Annotated in this window: 16 protein-coding genes, 1 tRNA gene, 1 rRNA gene and 1 pseudogene; 17 read left to right on the forward strand and 2 right to left on the reverse strand. The window is 44.6% G+C overall.

The annotated features are described in order from the left end of the window. The first annotated feature begins 103 nt into the window (after window positions 1-103). From FFV08_02935 to FFV08_02990, 12 genes and pseudogenes are all read left to right on the forward strand, one after another. Window positions 104-736: a guanylate kinase gene (locus FFV08_02935; protein QLB51713.1), complete on the forward strand. Its 633-nt coding sequence runs from the start codon at window positions 104-106 to the stop codon at window positions 734-736. 25 nt (window positions 737-761) lie between these two features. Next, complete coding sequence (locus FFV08_02940) at window positions 762-1,076, forward strand: DNA-directed RNA polymerase subunit omega (protein QLB51714.1); 315 nt, start codon at window positions 762-764, stop codon at window positions 1,074-1,076. A 60-nt stretch (window positions 1,077-1,136) separates the two neighbouring features. Beyond that, complete coding sequence (locus tag FFV08_02945; protein ID QLB51715.1) at window positions 1,137-3,524, forward strand: primosomal protein N'; 2,388 nt, start codon at window positions 1,137-1,139, stop codon at window positions 3,522-3,524. A gap of 83 nt (window positions 3,525-3,607) precedes the next feature. After that, complete coding sequence (locus tag FFV08_02950) at window positions 3,608-4,543, forward strand: methionyl-tRNA formyltransferase (protein ID QLB51716.1); 936 nt, start codon at window positions 3,608-3,610, stop codon at window positions 4,541-4,543. Continuing rightward, complete coding sequence (gene rsmB, locus FFV08_02955) at window positions 4,533-5,849, forward strand: 16S rRNA (cytosine(967)-C(5))-methyltransferase RsmB (protein QLB51717.1); 1,317 nt, start codon at window positions 4,533-4,535, stop codon at window positions 5,847-5,849. Before FFV08_02950 ends, rsmB begins: the two co-directional genes overlap by 11 nt. An 18-nt stretch (window positions 5,850-5,867) precedes the next feature. Continuing rightward, window positions 5,868-6,608 carry a Stp1/IreP family PP2C-type Ser/Thr phosphatase gene (locus FFV08_02960; protein QLB51718.1) on the forward strand — a complete coding sequence of 247 codons (741 nt, stop codon included), beginning with the start codon at window positions 5,868-5,870 and terminating at the stop codon, window positions 6,606-6,608. After that, on the forward strand, window positions 6,605-8,455 hold the full coding sequence (pknB, locus tag FFV08_02965; protein QLB51719.1) for a Stk1 family PASTA domain-containing Ser/Thr kinase: 1,851 nt from the start codon (window positions 6,605-6,607) through the stop codon (window positions 8,453-8,455). The genes FFV08_02960 and pknB overlap by 4 nt, the downstream gene beginning before the upstream one ends. 144 nt (window positions 8,456-8,599) lie before the next feature. Further along, window positions 8,600-9,295 carry a transporter gene (locus tag FFV08_02970; GenBank protein ID QLB51720.1) on the forward strand — a complete coding sequence of 232 codons (696 nt, stop codon included), beginning with the start codon at window positions 8,600-8,602 and terminating at the stop codon, window positions 9,293-9,295. Further along, window positions 9,292-10,310: pseudogene (locus FFV08_02975) on the forward strand (sensor histidine kinase). The gene FFV08_02970 and the pseudogene FFV08_02975 overlap by 4 nt, the downstream one beginning before the upstream one ends. Beyond that, on the forward strand, window positions 10,288-10,920 hold the full coding sequence (locus tag FFV08_02980; protein QLB51721.1) for a response regulator transcription factor: 633 nt from the start codon (window positions 10,288-10,290) through the stop codon (window positions 10,918-10,920). The pseudogene FFV08_02975 and the gene FFV08_02980 overlap by 23 nt, the downstream one beginning before the upstream one ends. 39 nt (window positions 10,921-10,959) lie before the next feature. Further along, complete coding sequence (locus FFV08_02985; GenBank protein QLB51722.1) at window positions 10,960-12,360, forward strand: bifunctional Cof-type HAD-IIB family hydrolase/peptidylprolyl isomerase; 1,401 nt, start codon at window positions 10,960-10,962, stop codon at window positions 12,358-12,360. Further along, entirely contained in the window at window positions 12,360-12,722 is a 363-nt protein-coding gene (locus FFV08_02990) for a S1 RNA-binding domain-containing protein (GenBank protein QLB51723.1), read from the forward strand. Before FFV08_02985 ends, FFV08_02990 begins: the two co-directional genes overlap by 1 nt. A gap of 106 nt (window positions 12,723-12,828) precedes the next feature. Here FFV08_02990 and cysK read toward each other — a convergent pair whose 3' ends face one another. After that, window positions 12,829-13,758: a cysteine synthase A gene (gene cysK, locus FFV08_02995; GenBank protein ID QLB51724.1), complete on the reverse strand. Its 930-nt coding sequence runs from the start codon at window positions 13,756-13,758 to the stop codon at window positions 12,829-12,831. Between the two features lie 100 nt (window positions 13,759-13,858). Beyond that, window positions 13,859-14,491, reverse strand: coding sequence for a YigZ family protein (locus tag FFV08_03000; GenBank protein ID QLB51725.1), 633 nt, complete (start codon window positions 14,489-14,491; stop codon window positions 13,859-13,861). Window positions 14,492-14,546: 55 nt separating this feature from the next. On the opposite strand from FFV08_03000, the gene FFV08_03005 reads away from it, so the two are divergent. The 5 genes from FFV08_03005 to FFV08_03025 all read left to right on the forward strand — a co-directional run bounded on the left by FFV08_03005 (window position 14,547) and on the right by FFV08_03025 (window position 19,141). Beyond that, complete coding sequence (locus FFV08_03005; protein QLB51726.1) at window positions 14,547-15,845, forward strand: DEAD/DEAH box helicase; 1,299 nt, start codon at window positions 14,547-14,549, stop codon at window positions 15,843-15,845. Further along, complete coding sequence (locus tag FFV08_03010; protein ID QLB51727.1) at window positions 15,842-16,507, forward strand: ComF family protein; 666 nt, start codon at window positions 15,842-15,844, stop codon at window positions 16,505-16,507. Before FFV08_03005 ends, FFV08_03010 begins: the two co-directional genes overlap by 4 nt. 81 nt (window positions 16,508-16,588) lie before the next feature. Then, window positions 16,589-17,131 carry a ribosome-associated translation inhibitor RaiA gene (raiA, locus tag FFV08_03015; GenBank protein ID QLB51728.1) on the forward strand — a complete coding sequence of 181 codons (543 nt, stop codon included), beginning with the start codon at window positions 16,589-16,591 and terminating at the stop codon, window positions 17,129-17,131. Between the two features lie 326 nt (window positions 17,132-17,457). Further along, a 16S ribosomal RNA gene (locus FFV08_03020) occupies window positions 17,458-19,011 on the forward strand. Window positions 19,012-19,068: 57 nt separating this feature from the next. Continuing rightward, a tRNA-Ala gene (locus FFV08_03025) sits at window positions 19,069-19,141 on the forward strand. Window positions 19,142-19,356 lie beyond the last annotated feature (215 nt).

Here is a 19,356-nt window from a genome sequence, read left to right on the forward strand (position 1 = left end):
TTTTTTCTATTTTCTCAAAACTCTAGACACATACATTTCTTCCTATCCTCTTGAAATATCAGCCTAATTTTGTTACACTAGATAGAAAGACTGTGAAGGAGACATGATGACGGAACGAGGCTTACTAATCGTCTTTTCTGGCCCCTCTGGTGTAGGAAAAGGGACTGTTAGACGAGAAATTTTTGAAAGCACTGATAACCAATTCCAGTACTCGGTATCCATGACGACTCGTCCGCAGCGTCCAGGCGAAGTGGATGGAGTTGACTATTTCTTCCGTACTCGAGAGGAGTTTGAAGAGCTGATTCGTCAGGGACAGATGCTGGAGTATGCAGAGTATGTAGGGAACTACTACGGGACGCCTCTGACTTATGTCAATGAAACGCTGGATAAAGGTATTGATGTCTTTCTAGAGATTGAGGTTCAGGGAGCTTTGCAAGTCAAGAAAAAAGTTCCAGATGCCGTCTTTATTTTTTTGACTCCTCCAGACTTAGAAGAACTTAAAGATCGCTTGGTTGGTCGTGGGACAGACAGTGCGGAGATTATCGCTCAGCGCATTGAAAAGGCCAAAGAAGAAATTGCCCTTATGCGTGAGTATGATTATGCCATTGTCAATGATCAGGTGTCGCTGGCTGCCGACCGTGTCAAGCGCGTGATTGAAGCAGAGCATTTCCGAGTAGACCGTGTTATCGGCCGTTATCAGGACATGCTTCCAAAAAATGAAACGATTATTCGATAGAAAGTTAGAAATTAGGTAGAAAATTATGATGTTAAAACCGTCTATTGACACTTTACTGGACAAGGTTCCGTCAAAATACTCCTTGGTTATTTTAGGGGCTAAGCGCGCTCATGAGCTTGAAGCTGGAGCTCCCGCTACGCAGGAATTCAAGTCTGTCAAATCCACTCTTCGTGCTTTGGAAGAAATTGAATCCGGCAATGTCGTTATCCATCCAGATCCAGAAGGCAAGCGCGAGGCAGTTCGCCGTCGGGCAGAAGAAGAGCGCCGGCGTAAAGAAGAAGAAGAACGCAAGATTAAAGAGCAAATCGCTAAAGAAAAAGAAGAAGGTGAGAAGATTTAAGGTTGGGGATGCTCAATCTTATTTTTTCTGTAATGATGCTTAAGAAAGTGGGGTGAGAATGTGAAGCTAGCAAAGATTATTGTGGATGTTCCTCTGATGCAGACGGACAAGCCCTATAGCTATGCTATTCCAGAAGAGTTTTCAGGGATGCTGGCAGCTGGCATGCGGGTCCATGTCCCTTTTGGGCAGGGAAATCGCCTGATTCAGGGGATTGTGGTCGGCTTTGATGAGACGGGAGACCAAGAAGAGCTGAAGGAAATTGCGGAAGTTCTTGATTTCAGGCCAGTGCTAAACCAGGAACAGCTCTGGCTGGCGGATGAGCTGCGCAAGTCAGTCTTTTCTTATAAGATTACCCTTTTAAAGGCCATGCTGCCTAGTCTTCTCAACTCCAGCTATGATAAACTACTCTATCCGACAGACTTACTGAATGATGAGGAGCGCTCAGCTATATTTGGTCAGGAAGACAGCCTTCGCTTTTCTGATTTGGACAAGAAAAGTCAGGCCAAGCTGATGCGACTGACCCAGACTGGCCGCATTCGACTGGAGTATCAGGCGACGGACAAGAAGCATATTAAGACTGAGAAATGGTATCAGGTCAATCATACTACTCTGCAAAATCATGATCTTCCCCGAAAGGCTAAGAAAAAACAAGAATTAAAAGAAGTCTTGCTAGAGCAGAAAGATAGCCGTCTCTTGGCTGATTTGCGAGAAAACTTTTCGCGCGATATTATTAATTACTTTATCAAAGAAAATCTAATTAGCATAGAAGATAGAGAAATCAGCCGTTCTGCTGCTTATTTCCAAAAGGAGCGGCAGCAGCAAAGTCTGACCTTAAACGATGAACAGGCCGCAGCGGTTGTGGCAATCACTCAGAAAATTGGTCAGAGTCATTCTCGGCCAGTCCTCTTAGAAGGGATCACAGGCAGTGGGAAGACCGAAGTTTACCTACAGGTCATCGCAGAGGCACTGGACCAGGGCAAGACCGCTATCATGCTGGTTCCAGAGATTTCTCTGACTCCGCAGGTTACTGACCGCTTTATTTCTAGATTTGGCGACCAAGTTGCAATTTTGCATTCAGGTCTGTCTGATGGTGAGAAATATGATGAATGGCGCAAGGTGGAGCGAGGAGCTGCCCAGGTTGTTGTCGGCGCACGTTCAGCTATTTTTGCTCCCTTGACAAATATTGGAGCCATCATCATTGATGAAGAGCATGAATCCTCCTACAAGCAGGATTCCAATCCTCGCTATCATGCCAGAGAGGTGGCTCTCCTGCGAGCTCAGTACAATCAAGCTGTTTTAGTGCTGGGTTCGGCGACTCCGAGTTTGGAGAGCCGTGCTCGAGCAAGTCGTGGTGTCTATGATTTTCAGCTGCTCAGCAAGCGCGCAAATCCGCTGGCGCAGATTCCTCAAGTGGAAGTGGTGGATTTTCGGGATTATATCGGGCAGCATGAGGCCAGTAATTTCACCCCGGTCCTGCTAGAGGCTATTCAAGATCGTCTGGATAAGGGGGAACAAACGGTTCTCATGCTCAACAGGCGGGGTTATTCCAGCTTTGTCATGTGTCGGGAATGTGGGACCGTTGATAGCTGCCCTAACTGTGATATTTCTCTGACTCTGCATATGGACACCAAGACCATGAACTGCCACTACTGTGGTTTTACTAAGAATATTCCTCAGTCTTGCCCTAACTGTGCCAGCCGCAGCATTCGCTATTATGGGACTGGGACGCAGAAAGCTTATGATGAGTTGGTTCAGCTCTTTCCACAGGCTCGCATTTTGAGGATGGATGTAGATACGACCCGTAAGAAAGGCAGCCATGAAGCCATTTTAGAAAGCTTTGGCCAGGGGCAGGCAGATATTCTCTTAGGAACCCAGATGATAGCCAAGGGACTGGATTTTCCAAACGTGACGCTGGTTGGTGTTCTCAATGCAGACACAGCTCTCAATCTGCCGGACTTTCGCTCTTCTGAGCGAACCTTCCAGCTATTGACTCAGGTGGCAGGTCGGGCTGGTAGGGCAGAAAAGGCTGGTCAAGTCTTTATCCAGTCCTATAATCCTAACCATTATGCTATTGAGTTTGCCAAGCAGCAGGATTACGAGGGTTTTTATGCTTATGAAATGGGAATCCGCCGGCAGCTGGGCTATCCGCCTTATTACTATACAGTCGGCTTGACTCTGTCCCACAAGGATGAAGGGACAGCAGTTCGAAAAGCCTATGAGGTCATGGATATTCTGCGGAGCGGTCTGTCAGAAAAAGTGCAAATCCTAGGTCCAACGCCGAAGCCCATTGCCCGCACCCACAATCTCTATCATTATCAGATTCTGCTCAAATATCGCTTTGAGGACAAGCTGCATGCGACGCTAAATCAAGTCTTGGACTGGACACAGAATCGGGACAATAAAGATTTACGCCTGACAATTGATAATGAACCACAAAATTTTATGTAAAGCTTTTTAGCCGAGATTAAGGTAGTTGCAGGCGACTTCTGATATAATAAGGGAAGGAACAAAGAAGGAATCAATAGTTAAAAATGATGAAAATAATATTTATGGGAACACCGGACTTCTCAGCGACTGTCTTAAAAGGGCTGCTGGACAGCGGTCAATACCAAGTGTTAGCCGTGGTGACGCAGCCGGACCGTGCCGTCGGCCGTAAAAGAGAGATACGCATGACTCCAGTAAAAGAATTGGCCTTAGAATACAAGCTGCCGGTTTATCAACCGGAAAAGCTGGCACAAAGCTCGGATATAGAGGAGTTGATGAACTTAGAAGCAGATGGTATTGTCACAGCTGCTTTTGGGCAGTTTTTGCCTAGCCGTTTGCTGGACAGTGTTGACTTTGCGGTGAATGTTCATGCCTCTTTGCTACCTAAATACCGAGGTGGGGCACCTATCCATTATGCTCTGATCAATGGAGATGAGCAAGCGGGTGTTACGATTATGGAAATGGTCAAGGAAATGGATGCCGGAGACATGATAGCCAGCAAGGCGACGCCGATTGAAGAGACTGACAATGTCGGAACTCTCTTTGAGAAATTGGCGTTTATCGGTCGAGATTTGTTGTTGGATGTGCTGCCAGCTTATAGGGCAGGGCAGATTACACCTCAGCCGCAGGATCCTAGCCAGGTCACTTTCTCACCGAATATCAGCCCAGAAGAAGAGCGGGTAGACTGGAGCAAAACAAACCGCCAAATTTTCAATCAAATTCGTGGCATGTATCCTTGGCCGGTAGCTCATACCTTGCTGCAGGGGCAACGCTTTAAGATTTACGAAGCAGATATGACGGCTGGCAGCGGTCAGCCTGGACAGATATTGTCTATTAGTAAAAAAGAGCTTGTGGTCGCAGCTGGTCAGGGAGCTCTCTCGCTGAAGACAGTTCAGCCTGCTGGTAAACCCAAGATGGCTATCGTTGATTTTTTGAATGGACTGGGCCGCAGCCTGTCTATAGGAGATACTTTTGGAAAGTAAGCAAAAAACGGCCCGTTGGCAGGCCTTGGAAATTTTGGAAGAAGTTTTTGAAGAAGGAGCCTATTCCAATATCGCCATAAACCGAGCTCTGAGTCAAAGCCTACTGAGTCAAGCAGATAAAGGTCTGGTAACAGAGCTGGTTTACGGCACAGTTGCTCGGAAAATCACTCTGGAGTGGTATCTTTCTAACCTGATTGAGGATAGGGACAAATTAAATAACTGGCTCTACATTCTGCTTATGCTCAGTCTGTACCAGATGCTCTATCTGGATAAAATCCCTCAGCATGCAGCTGTTCATGAGGCTGTTGAAATTGCGAAAATCCGTAAGCGCGGCAGCGAGAAATTTGTCAATGCCTTGTTACGCAGGATTGAGCGTGAGGGTGTAGCTGATTTTAAAACGATCAAGCGCAAAAACAAGCGCTATTCGATCCAGTATTCTCTGCCGGTCTGGCTGGTCAAAGACCTGATAGAAGAGTATGGCGAAGAAAGAGCCCTAGCTATCTTTGCCAGTCTCTTTGTCCGCAGTAAGGCTAGTATTCGCGTGACAGATATGTCGCGCAAGGCAGAGCTTCGCCAGCTTTTAGGGGCTGAGGACTCGCTCTTATCTCCGTCAGCCTTGGTTAAGAAACAGGGGCATTTTGCTGGGCATCACCTTTTTGAAAGCGGAACGATTACGATTCAGGATGAGTCTAGCCAGCTTGTGGCTCCTGCTCTGGCCATCGAAGGAGAGGAGCAGATTCTGGATGCCTGCAGTGCACCGGGGGGCAAGACTGTCCACATGGCTTCCTATCTGACGAGCGGCCACATTACAGCCTTGGACCTCTACGATCATAAGTTAGAGCTCGTAGAAGAAAATGCAAAACGGCTGGGCTTGGCAGATAAAATCACTACTAAAAAGCTAGACGCAACCAAGGTATTTGAGACTTTTGGCCCAGATGCTTTCGATAAAATCCTGGTGGACGCTCCTTGCTCTGGTATTGGCTTAATTCGCCGCAAACCAGATATAAAATATAATAAAGAAAATGCAGATTTTGAGAATTTACAAAAAATTCAGCTAGATATACTAGACAGCGTTTGTCAAAGTCTACGTAAAGGTGGTATAATAGCTTATAGTACTTGCACGATTATGGCCAAAGAGAATTTTGAGGTTGTCGAAAAATTTTTGGCCAGTCATCCGAATTTTGAGCAAGTCTTATTAGATCATGAAAGAAAAGATATCGTCAAAGACGGCTGTATCTTGATTACGCCGGAATTATATGAAAGCGACGGATTTTTTATCAGTCAATTTAGGAAGATATCGGAATAAGAGGAGGAAACTGACAGTATGGAAATTTCATTATTAACAGATGTTGGTCAAAAGCGTACAAATAACCAAGATTATGCCAATCTTTTTGTGAATCGGGCGGGCAAGACCCTGATCATCTTGGCAGATGGTATGGGCGGTCACAGAGCTGGAAACATTGCCAGCGAAATGGCTGTGACAGACTTAGGAGCTGCCTGGGTTGATACACAGATTGATTCGGTGAATCAAGTACGTGAATGGTTTGCGGAGCATTTGGAAGAGGAAAATCAGCGCATTCATCAATTTGGTCAAGATGAAGAATACAAGGGCATGGGCACGACTTTGGAAGCCTTGGCTATCATTGATAATCAAGCCATCTATGCCCATATCGGCGATTCTCGCATTGGCTTGATCCGCGGTGATGAATACCGCCAGCTGACTAATGATCACTCGCTTGTTAATGCTTTATTGAAAGCTGGACAGATTACTCCAGAAGAAGCAGAGCGTCATCCGCAGAAGAATATCATTACCCAGTCTATTGGTCAAAAAGACGAAGTACAGCCTGACTATGGCATGATTACCTTGGAAGATGGTGACTACCTTCTGCTCAACAGTGATGGTCTGACTAATATGATTTCAGACAGTGAAATTTGTGACATTGTCACCAGCGACATCAGCCTGTCTGAAAAAACACAAACCTTAATTCGCTTTGCCAACAATGCTGGAGGACTGGATAACATCACAGTTGCTCTGGTTCGCTTTGACAAGGAGGATAAGGCATGATTCAAATCGGCAAAATCTTTGCCGGGCGATATAAAATCATCAAGCAGATTGGCCGCGGAGGCATGGCAGATGTCTATCTGGCCAAGGACTTGATTTTGGATGGTGAGGAAGTTGCGGTAAAGGTTCTTAGGACCAATTACCAGACAGATCCTATTGCTGTTGCACGCTTCCAGCGGGAAGCCAAGGCGATGGCTGACTTGGACCATCCGCACATCGTTCGGATTACTGATATTGGAGAAGAAGACGGCCAGCAGTATCTGGCTATGGAATACGTGGCAGGTCTTGACCTCAAGCGCTATATCAAAGAGAATTCTCCGATTTCAAATGAAGAAGCAGTCAGAATCATGGGACAAATCTTGCTGGCGATGCGCTTGGCGCATACACGCGGTATTGTCCATCGTGACCTGAAACCACAAAATGTCCTCTTGACCCCAGATGGCAATGCCAAGGTAACAGACTTTGGGATTGCGGTGGCCTTTGCGGAGACAAGTCTGACTCAGACTAACTCAATGCTAGGCTCAGTTCATTATCTATCGCCTGAGCAGGCACGTGGCTCTAAAGCAACTGTTCAGAGTGATATTTATGCGATGGGGATTATTTTTTATGAGATGCTGACTGGTCATATCCCTTATGATGGGGATAGTGCCGTTACGATTGCCCTGCAGCATTTCCAAAAGCCGCTGCCATCCATCATTTCTGAAAATCCTAATGTGCCTCAGGCCTTGGAAAATGTCGTCATTAAGGCAACAGCCAAAAAACTGACGGATCGCTATCAGTCGGTTGCAGAGATGTATGTTGATTTGTCCAGCAGCTTATCCTATGAGCGCCGTAATGAAAAGAAATTAGTCTTTGATGATGTAGCGAAAGCAGACACCAAGACCTTGCCAAAAATCTCACCTGTACCTCAGCCAGCAGTTCCACCTGTTAAGCCAACTCCGGCTAAAACGGAAGCGGATGAAATTAAGGAAGAGACATCTGATGCGGTTAAGAAAGCTCCAAAGAAACGCCGTTTGAGAACGCGTTACAAGGTTCTTTTCTTTGCTATCCTATTGGTTTTGGCCGCCTTTGTCGTCCTTCTCTATAACAGCCCGTCCAACACCAGCGTGCCAGATGTTTCTGGCCAGACTGTAGCAGAGGCTCGCTCCGCTATTGAAGCTAAGAAGCTGGTTGTCGGAGAGGAAAAGGAAGAATACAGCGACAATGTCGAATCCGGCAAAGTCATTAAAACTGATCCACAGGCCAACAGTCAGCGCCGCGAAGGCAGCAAGATTGACCTGATTATCTCCAAGGGACCCAAGACCTTTGTCATGGAAGATTATGTCGGTCAGGCAAAATCAGCCGTAGTTGAAAATCTGAAAACAAACTATAATGTTTCTGAGAAATTGATTGAGATTGTTGAGGAGGAATCGGACGAGTACGAGCCAGGTCAGGTCATTCGCCAGTCTCCGGCAGCTGGTTCGACCTATGATTTGACTTCTAATCATAAGATCAAGCTGACAGTGGCGAAAGCAGTGACTAGTGTGGCCATGCCTGACTTTGGCAGCATGCAGTACACCTACGCTAATGCACGTTCTTACTTGATTCAAATGGGAATTTCTTCGTCTCGAATTGAGCGAGTTGTTGACCGTTCGGTCACTTCGACTCAGGCAGACTTGGTAACTTCCCAGTCACCAGCGGCAGGTCAGACAATTGACCTCAAGTCTAATGAAAAAATCACTCTTTATGTGACTGAAGCAACGACACCATCATCATCTAGCTCGTCATCCTCATCTAGCAGTTCAAAGAGCAGTTCATCGTCTGATGATGAAAGTCATTCTAGTAGTTCTAGTTCTTCAGAACATCAATGATAAAAGACTATTCCTTTTAAGCTTTCTGGCTTGAAAGGAATGTTTTTTTCTTTTTTGCTGGACAAATTTCCCCATTTCATGCCTTGGACGGAGGATTTTTGGTTTAATTTTGTTAAAATAGGAAAGTAGAGAAAGGAAACGGCTATGTGGAAGGTTCAATTATTTGTCTTTGTTGAAATAGTCTTATTATCCATGGCATTGGTTACCATGTTGGCAGCTGATTTTTCACGAGTTGTCATTATCTTGGTCCTTTTTTTGCTGCTGCTCTATTATTACTTCGGCAAGCAAAAAGGGAATTTTCTGCTGGTTGCTTCCATGATTATGCTGTTTTTCATTATTATGCTCAATCCCTACGTCATTGCTGCCCTTTTATTTGCGCTTGTTTATGGGATGATTGTGGCCTACCCTTATATCTATAAGGAAAATCAAGAAACCCATCTCGTTTACGAAGAAGATGTGGAAATTCAGAGTGAAAAAAATCGCTGGTTGGGGGACCTGCAGCATTTTTCTAAGGACAGCTGCCAATTCCACGATATCAATCTTTTGCGTATCGTTGGGAAAGACACCATTCATTTGGAAGACGTGATTTTGGTCAACCATGATAATGTCATTGTCATTCGAAAGGGGTTTGGCGATACCAAGATTATTGTGCCACTGGATGTGGAAATTCAGCTGCAAATCAATACTCTTTACGGGGAGCTGAACTTTCTGCATCATCCATCTCGCAAGCTGCGTAACGAAACCATTTCGCTGACGACACCAGACTATAAACGAGCCAATAAGACAGTGAAGATAGTCCTCGTCAGCTTCTTAGGAAATGTGGAGGTTGTCAGAAAGTGAAGAAATCAAATTATTTTCTCATTCTCCTCTATACTTTCTTTGTCTTATTTATTATCTTTCATTATATTTTTAATATTTTTGATTTCACTTGGCAGGAGCTCTTTAATGATTTGGAGCTGTTGCAGTCTTTTGTGTTCTTTGTTGTGATTATCGGTTTATCACTGACCATTCTGATTGTGATTGCGGCCCGCTTGATACAATATCTGTCGGTAGCCCATGTGCAAAAAAATCTTCGGCATTTGCTAGATGGACGGAGGCTGGAGCCGACAGACCAACCCGAGCTGGATCGCTCTTTACATCAGCTCGAGAGAAGGCTGCACCGTCTGACAGAGAATCTCCAAAAGTCTGAAAATCAAACCCTGCAGACAGAAGAGAAAATTATCGAAAAAGAACGGCGGCGGATTGCGCGTGATTTGCACGATACTGTCAGTCAGGAATTATTTGCAGCCATATGATTCTTTCAGGAGTGGCTGGAAATGTAGAACGGCTCGATGGACAAAAACTGCAAAAGCAGCTCAAGGGGATTGCAGATATTCTGGATACAGCCCAGAAGGATTTGCGGATTCTCCTGCTCCACCTGCGACCTACAGAGTTGGAAAATAAGACTCTGGTCGAAGGTATGGATGTAATTATCAAGGAGCTGACTGATAAAAGCGATATTGATGTTCACTTCAATCATCAGGTTGGGCATCTACCCAAACAGATGGAGGAGCATGTCTTCAGAATCATGCAGGAAATTATCAACAACACACTGCGGCATGCTCAAGCCAGTCGGCTGGATATTTACCTCTATCAGGCACCTAATGAACTTAAAATCAAGGTATCTGATAATGGCGTTGGTTTTGATCCGCTGGCTCAGGATGAACTCAGCTACGGCTTGAAAAATATGGAAGACCGTGTACGGGATATGGCGGGCACTTTTAAGCTTTTGACAGCCCCCAGAAAAGGCCTTTCTATTGAAATCACGATACCTTTACTAGAAGGAGAAGATCATGAAGATATTGTTAGTGGATGACCACCAGATGGTCAGATTGGGATTGAAAAGTTATCTGGAACTGCAAGATGATATAGCAGAAGTATCTGAAGCAGTCAATGGTAAAGAAGGAGTTGAGCAGGCTTTGGCAAGTCGTCCGGATGTGATTATCATGGATATCGTCATGCCTGAGATGAATGGGATTGAAGCGACACTGGCCATTTTAAAGGAGTGGCCGGAAGCAAAGATTCTGATTTTGACTTCTTATCTGGATAATGAAAAAATCTATCCTGTTCTGGATGCAGGCGCTCATGGATACATGCTCAAGACTTCTAGCGCTGAAGAAATTCTCCGTGCTGTCAAAAAAGTGGCCAAGGGAGAATTTGCCATTGAAACAGAGGTCAGTAAGAAAGTGGAGTATCATCGTAACCATATCGAGCTCCATGAGGATTTGACCGCTCGTGAGCGTGATATTTTAGGGCTGTTAGCCAAGGGTTATGAGAATCAACGGATTGCAGATGAGCTTTTTATTTCCCTCAAAACGGTCAAGACTCATGTCTCAAACATCCTGTCTAAACTGGAAGTGAGCGACCGTACTCAGGCAGTTGTTTATGCTTTTCAGCACCATCTTGTCCCACAAGAAGACTTTTAATGGTATAATAGAAAAGATTAAGATTGGACAAGGGGAGATATGGACGCAAAATTAAAGTATAAGGCAAAAAAGATAAAAATTGTCTTTTTCGATATAGATGATACCCTGCGGGTCAAGGATACAGGTTTTATCCCAGACTCTATCCAGACAGTTTTCAAGCAGTTGAAGGACAAAGGGATTTTGACGGGTATTGCGTCTGGACGAGGAATGTTTGGTGTCGTGCCGGAGCTGAGAGCTTTGCAGCCAGACTTTTTCGTTACTCTGAACGGAGCCTATGTCGAAGACAGCAAAGGAAAGGTGATTTCTCAGACGGTTATCCCATCCGATAGAGTGACATCCTATATTGCTTGGGCTCAGGAGGAAGGGATTGACTATGGTCTGGTCGGCAGCCATGGAGCAGCCTTGTCCAATCGAAATTCTCTGATTTCAGAGGCCATTGATGTGGTTTATCCAGATTTGCCTGTAAATCCAGACTTTCATTTAGACAAGGATATTTATCAGCTTTGGACCTTTGAAGATAGAGGAGATAGCCTGCAGCTGCCAGAGGCGTTAGCGGAGCATCTGCGTTTGGTTCGCTGGCATCCTCATTCGTCAGATGTTGTACCGACAGAAGGTTCCAAGGCAGCCGGAGTTTCCAAGGTTGTCGAACATCTGGGCTTGAAACCTGAAAATGTCATGGTTTTTGGCGACGGACTCAATGATTTAGAATTGTTTGACTATGCAGGAATTGGCATTGCCATGGGCGTTTCCCATGAGGAACTGCGAAAAAGAGCAGATTATATTACAAAAACAGTAGAAGAAGACGGTATTTTTGCCGCTTTAGAGGAGTTAGGTATGGTAGAAAAAGAATTACATTTTCCGCAAGTAGAACTTGCAGCAGCAGAAGGTCCAAAAGCGACTATCAAGACTAATCATGGGAACATGAAAATTCAGCTGTTTCCAGAACAGGCACCAAAAACAGTTGCTAACTTTATTGGACTTGCTAAAGAAGGATACTATGACGGTGTGATTTTCCACCGCATTATTCAGGACTTTATGATTCAGGGTGGTGATCCTACTGGTACCGGTATGGGCGGTCAGTCTATCTATGGCGAGAAATTTGAAGATGAGTTTTCACCTGAGTTATACAATATTCGTGGGGCTCTTTCCATGGCAAATGCTGGGCCGAATACTAACGGCAGTCAATTCTTCATTGTTCAAAATAAAGATCTTCCTTATTCAGCTAAGGAATTGAGCCGCGGCGGCTGGCCTGAAGCTATCGCTGAAGTCTATGCCAGCCAGGGAGGAACACCGCATTTGGATCGGCGCCACACTGTCTTTGGTCAGCTGGCTGATGAAGCCTCCTATCAAGTTTTGGACAAGATTGCAGCTGTTGAGACGGGTGCGATGGACAAGCCGGTGGAAGATGTTGTGATTGAGACAATTGAGGTAGAAGACTGATGAAAATCGGTGATAAATTAAAAGGCAAAATCACTGGGATTCAGCCTTATGGAGCTTTTGTTGAGCTAGAAAACGGAACGATTGGCCTGATTCATATTTCAGAAATTCGTCCGGGTTATATTGAAAATATCCATGATAGCGTAAAGATTGGCCAGCAAGTCTTGGTACAGGTTGTGGACTATGATGAATTTTCTGGGAAGTCCAGTCTATCCATGCGGACCCTAGAAGAAGAAAAGCACCGCCTTCCTAGACGCCACCGCTTTTCAAACGACCGCTGTAAAATTGGTTTTGAGCCTTTAGGCAGACAGCTGCCTATCTGGATCAAAGAGGCAAAAAAATTCTTAAAAGAAGAAAAGGTTTAAAAAATATCCTGTTCCATAAGAGAACAGGATATTTTGCTTGGATAGAATTGCTATTCAATTCATAGCCGACTGCTAAGTTGAAATGGACATGTTTTTCAAAAAAATACTAAGCATCAAATTCATAGAGAGCGGTAGACAGGTAGCGTTCGCCGTTATCAGGTGCCAGAGCAAGGACTTTCTTGCCAGCTCCTAGTTTTTTCGCTACTTCAATAGCTGCGAAAATAGCAGCAGCAGATGAAATCCCCACTAAGAAGCCTTCCTGACCGCCAATATAGCGTCCGAATTCCAGTGCTTGATCAGAAGTTACGCGGACAATCCCATCATAGGCTGCTGTATCTAAGGTCTCTGGAATGAATCCAGCTGAAAGTCCTTGGATTTTGTGAGGACCTGGCTTCTCACCAGAAAGGATAGCAGATTCGTCTGCTTCAACTGCGTAGGTTTGGATGTTCGGATTAACTTTTTTGAGGGCGTGAGATACACCGGAAATAGTTCCACCAGTTCCGACACCGCCAACAAAGGCATCCAGTCCAGTTTCACCGAAAGCAGCGATGATTTCTGCTCCTGTTGTTCGTTCGTGAACCTCTGGATTGGCCGGGTTGTTAAACTGCAGCGGCAGCCAGCCATTTCGTTCTTGGGCGATTTCTTGTGCTTTTGCAATAGCACCTTTCATTCCCTCGCTACCCGGAGTCAAAACTAGCTCTGCCCCATAGGCTTGAATAATCTTGCGACGCTCCACACTCATGGTCTCTGGCATAACGATGACAACCTTGTAGCCTTTGGCTGCACCGACCCAAGAAAGACCAATACCGGTATTTCCGCTGGTTGCTTCAACGATAGTATCGCCAGGCTTGATAAGGCCATCGCGTTCAGCCGCCTCAATCATGCTGAGAGCAATCCGATCTTTAACAGAAGAGCCAGGATTGAAAGCTTCTAACTTCACATAAACCTCAGCGGCTCCTTCTGGAACCAAGTTGTTCAATTTGACAATGGGAGTTTGCCCAATTAATTCTGTAATATTTTGATAAATACGTGACATAGGATACATACCTCAATATAATTTAATAGAATTAGTATAAAATGAAACAAGCGCTTTGTAAAATATAAAAAAGCTATGAGAGCCATAGCTTTTCTTTATGTCAAAACGTCAAGGGGACTTCTACTTGGCGCAGTCCTTGATCCACCATCTCCAATTTGCCCTTAAAAAACTCAGTCAGTTTATCTTTGAGCAGTTCTCCTTCACCTTTGTCAACGAAAAGAAGAGTGGAGACAGTATCAGTAAATTCAGTATCGTATTCAGCAAGATTTTCTGCCTTGAGAAAATTCGCAAAATCCTGATATTGGCTGTAAGACAGTTTTAGGCGCAGGCCAGCCTGTTCTTTTATTTCAACCAGTCCAATCTCCTTAATAGCCAGAGCAACACTGCCGGCATAAGCTCGAATCAGACCGCCAGCTCCTAGTTTAATACCGCCAAAATAGCGAGTAACCACAACGCAAAGATTGGTCAAGTCGTGCTTCTCTAAGACTCCCAGCATAGGGACTCCGGCTGTTCCGCTGGGCTCCCCATCATCACTGGTCCGCTTAATATCGCTCTTTTCTCCAATGATAAAGGCAGAGCAGTTATGGGTAGCCTTGTAATGTTCTTTTTTTATAGTAGCTATAAAAGCGCGAGCCTCTTCCTCGGAGTAAACTCTTTTCACATGGCAGATAAAGCGGGATTTTTTAATTTCCTCTTGAACCAGGCCATCTTCTTTAATTGTCTTAAATTCCATAACTATATTTTACAAAAAAAGATGAATTTTGCCAAAAAATTACGAATATATAAGTATGTTAGAGTTACAAGATTGTTTAGGACGAATATTTACAGAAAATCAGTTAGAGCCTAGCTTGCGAGCAAAAGCAAAAGCAATTCCCAGTATCCAAGAAGAAAAAGGCAAGCTCCTCTGTGGACGCTGCAACAGCTTGATTGAACGAGAAAATCAGCTACCTATTGGAGTTTATTATTGTAGAGAATGCTTAATCTTGGGTCGGGTACGGAGTGACCAAAAACTCTACTATTTTCCTCAAGAGGATTTTCCTAAAAATCAGGTGCTTAAATGGCAGGGACAACTGACAGAGTTTCAGGGGAAAGTCTCCAAAGGCTTACTTGATGCGCTAGAGAAAAGACAGAATACGTTAGTGCATGCTGTTACTGGCGCTGGAAAAACAGAAATGATTTACCAAGTGCTTGCAAGAGTTATTGATAGAGGTGGTTCTGTTTGTTTGGCCAGTCCGCGGATTGATGTTTGTTTAGAGCTTTATCGACGCCTTAAAGAAGATTTTTCTTGTGAAATAACCCTTCTGCATGGGGAGTCAGAAGCTTATTTACGCAGTCCCTTGGTGATTGCTACCACTCACCAACTCTTGAAATTTTATCAGGCTTTTGATTTGCTGATTGTGGATGAGGTAGACGCCTTTCCTTATGTGGATAATCTCATGCTGTATCACGCTGTAGAACGTTCTGTGAAAGAGGATGCTACAACTATTTTTCTGACAGCCACTTCAACAGATGAACTGGACAAAAGAGTTCAAAAAGGTGAGCTGAAACGCCTAAGTCTTCCCAGAAGATTTCATGGTAATCCCTTGACTATCCCTCAGAAAGTTTGGTTATCTGATTTTCAAAAGTATCTTCAGAAGAAGAAAATAGCACCTAAACTTTTGAACTATATACAAAAACAGAGGGAGACTCAATTTCCTCTCTTGATATTTGCTGCAGAAATTCAAAGAGGAGAGGATTTTGCTCAGGCTCTGCAGATTGCTCTGCCGGATGAAAAGCTAGCTTTTGTCGCCTCCACAACAGAAAATCGTCTGGAGATTGTTGAACAGTTTCGTCGCAAGGAGATCACTATTTTGGTGACAACGACTATCTTAGAGCGTGGGGTGACTTTTCCTGGCGTAGATGTCTTTGTCTTGGAAGCCAATCATCGCCTATTCAGTCGTAGTGCTCTGGTTCAGATTTCAGGCCGAGTTGGCCGTAGTATGGATAGACCGACGGGACAGTTGCTATTTTTTCATGATGGGACTACCCTTGCTATGGAAAAGGCAATTCGGGAAATGAGAGATATGAATAAGGAGGCGGGATTATGACAGAGTGTCTTTTATGCAAAGGGCAAATTGAGGACAAAAGTAGTTTTTTACGACTTTTTCTATTAAAAGAAGAAGGACCAAGCTGCTGCTCCACTTGTTATCAAAATTTTGAAAGCATATCTGAAGAGCATTGCCCTCGCTGTTTTCGCGACGGTAAATCAGATTTATGCACAGATTGCAAAAAGTGGGAGAAAGAAGGGAATCTAGTCCAGCACCAGTCAATATTTACTTATAATCAAGCAATGAAGGCTTATTTCAGTCAATATAAGTTTCAGGGAGACTATGCATTGCGCTTTGTATTTGCAAAAGCAGCTAGAAAAGCAGTCAGAATGTTTAGAGAGCATACCATCGTTCCGATTCCAGTCAGTGTCGAAAAATTTCAAGTTCGAGGATTTAATCAAGTGCAGGGGATTTTAGATGCAGGAAAAGTAGCATATAGAAATCTCTTAGAGAAAAAAGACACCATAGCCCAGTCTAGCAAGACTCGTGAGGAGCGTCTGCAGACGCAGCAGGCTTTTAAAATTAAGAATGGAGTTGATTTGCCAGATAAAATTTTGCTGGTTGATGATATCTATACGACTGGAAAAACCTTGCAATTAGCCAGGCAAATCTTATTGGAAGCCGGTGTGAAAGAAGTATTGTCATTTTCAATCGCAAGATAAGAAAAAATTTGCAAAAAAAGGATGAAAGCGTTATAATGATATTATAAATAAAACATTTATGTTTAGAAAGAAGGTACTTATATGCTTAAATATAGTATCCGTGGTGAAAACCTAGAAGTAACAGATGCTCTCCGTGACTACGTAGTTTCTAAACTTGAGAAGATTGAGAAGTATTTCCAAGCAGAGCAAGAACTTGATGCGCGTGTGAACCTCAAGGTTTACCGTGAAAAGACTGCGAAAGTGGAAGTGACAATTCCGCTAGGCTCCATCACTCTTCGTGCAGAAGATATCTCTCAGGACATGTATGGATCAATTGATTTGGTCACAGATAAGATTGAGCGCCAAATCCGCAAAAATAAGACCAAGATTGAAAGAAAGAATCGCAATAAAGTTGCTACAAGCCAGCTTTTCACAGATTCCTTTGCTGAAGAAGCAGAAGAAGTTCCGTCAAAAGTTGTCCGTTCAAAACATATCGATTTGAAGCCGATGGACTTGGAAGAAGCGATTCTGCAGATGGATTTATTGGGGCATGATTTCTTTATCTATTCCGATGCAGAGGACAGTAGCACAAATGTTATATACCGTCGTGAGGATGGAGATATTGGACTGTTAGAAGTCAAATAAATAAGAAAAGAAGGTTGAGAGCAAGTTTCTCAACCTTTTTAATTTTATAGAAAGTTAAACTGTCAGTTGACATAGAACAAGCACCTTACGCATAAAGAAATTAACTTTATATTTACAGTTGAAAAAATAAACTTCAAAAAAATGTAAAAAAGGTCTTGACAGGTTGGTGGTATAGGTGATATACTAATATAGTTGTCGCGAAAGACAAAGCCCTTTGAAAACTGAACAAGACGAACCAAGTGCAGGGTGACATAGAGATATGTAACCTGTCAAAAACGAGAAAATAAATCTGTCAGTGGACAGTAATGAGTGCGAACTCAAACTTTTTAATGAGAGTTTGATCCTGGCTCAGGACGAACGCTGGCGGCGTGCCTAATACATGCAAGTAGAACGCTGAAGAGAGGAGCTTGCTCTTCTTGGATGAGTTGCGAACGGGTGAGTAACGCGTAGGTAACCTGCCTGGTAGCGGGGGATAACTATTGGAAACGATAGCTAATACCGCATGATATTGAATATCGCATGATAATTGATTGAAAGATGCAAATGCATCACTACCAGATGGACCTGCGTTGTATTAGCTAGTTGGTGAGGTAACGGCTCACCAAGGCGACGATACATAGCCGACCTGAGAGGGTGATCGGCCACACTGGGACTGAGACACGGCCCAGACTCCTACGGGAGGCAGCAGTAGGGAATCTTCGGCAATGGGGGGAACCCTGACCGAGCAACGCCGCGTGAGTGAAGAAGGTTTTCGGATCGTAAAGCTCTGTTGTAAGAGAAGAACGGGTGTGAGAGTGGAAAGTTCACACTGTGACGGTATCTTACCAGAAAGGGACGGCTAACTACGTGCCAGCAGCCGCGGTAATACGTAGGTCCCGAGCGTTGTCCGGATTTATTGGGCGTAAAGCGAGCGCAGGCGGTTAGATAAGTCTGAAGTTAAAGGCTGTGGCTTAACCATAGTATGCTTTGGAAACTGTTTAACTTGAGTGCAGAAGGGGAGAGTGGAATTCCATGTGTAGCGGTGAAATGCGTAGATATATGGAGGAACACCGGTGGCGAAAGCGGCTCTCTGGTCTGTAACTGACGCTGAGGCTCGAAAGCGTGGGGAGCAAACAGGATTAGATACCCTGGTAGTCCACGCCGTAAACGATGAGTGCTAGGTGTTAGGCCCTTTCCGGGGCTTAGTGCCGCAGCTAACGCATTAAGCACTCCGCCTGGGGAGTACGACCGCAAGGTTGAAACTCAAAGGAATTGACGGGGGCCCGCACAAGCGGTGGAGCATGTGGTTTAATTCGAAGCAACGCGAAGAACCTTACCAGGTCTTGACATCCCTCTGACCGCTCTAGAGATAGAGTTTTCCTTCGGGACAGAGGTGACAGGTGGTGCATGGTTGTCGTCAGCTCGTGTCGTGAGATGTTGGGTTAAGTCCCGCAACGAGCGCAACCCCTATTGTTAGTTGCCATCATTGAGTTGGGCACTCTAGCGAGACTGCCGGTAATAAACCGGAGGAAGGTGGGGATGACGTCAAATCATCATGCCCCTTATGACCTGGGCTACACACGTGCTACAATGGCTGGTACAACGAGTCGCAAGCCGGTGACGGCAAGCTAATCTCTGAAAGCCAGTCTCAGTTCGGATTGTAGGCTGCAACTCGCCTACATGAAGTCGGAATCGCTAGTAATCGCGGATCAGCACGCCGCGGTGAATACGTTCCCGGGCCTTGTACACACCGCCCGTCACACCACGAGAGTTTGTAACACCCGAAGTCGGTGAGGTAACCGTAAGGAGCCAGCCGCCTAAGGTGGGATAGATGATTGGGGTGAAGTCGTAACAAGGTAGCCGTATCGGAAGGTGCGGCTGGATCACCTCCTTTCTAAGGAGTCCGTAAGGACACACGGAATGCACTTGGGTCTTGTTTAGTTTTGAGAGGGCTATGTGGGGCCTTAGCTCAGCTGGGAGAGCGCCTGCTTTGCACGCAGGAGGTCAGCGGTTCGATTCCGCTAGGCTCCATTAGGATATGGAAGACGTTCCGCTTGCGGGAACTTCTGTAGAAAAATAGAGAACTGACATTGTGTTCGATGAACACAAGGAAGTTAGTCTTTTTTCCTAAGAAGTTAGTCTGGAATTCAACTTTGGTTGATAGCTATCCTACTTGTCCATTGAAAATTGAATACTGATATCAAATAGTAACAAGAAAATAAACCGAAAACGCTGTGAATATTAAT

The sequence above is a fragment of the Streptococcus sanguinis genome, from assembly GCA_013378335.1.
In the GTDB taxonomy this organism is placed as follows: Bacteria; Bacillota; Bacilli; order Lactobacillales; family Streptococcaceae; genus Streptococcus; species Streptococcus sanguinis_I.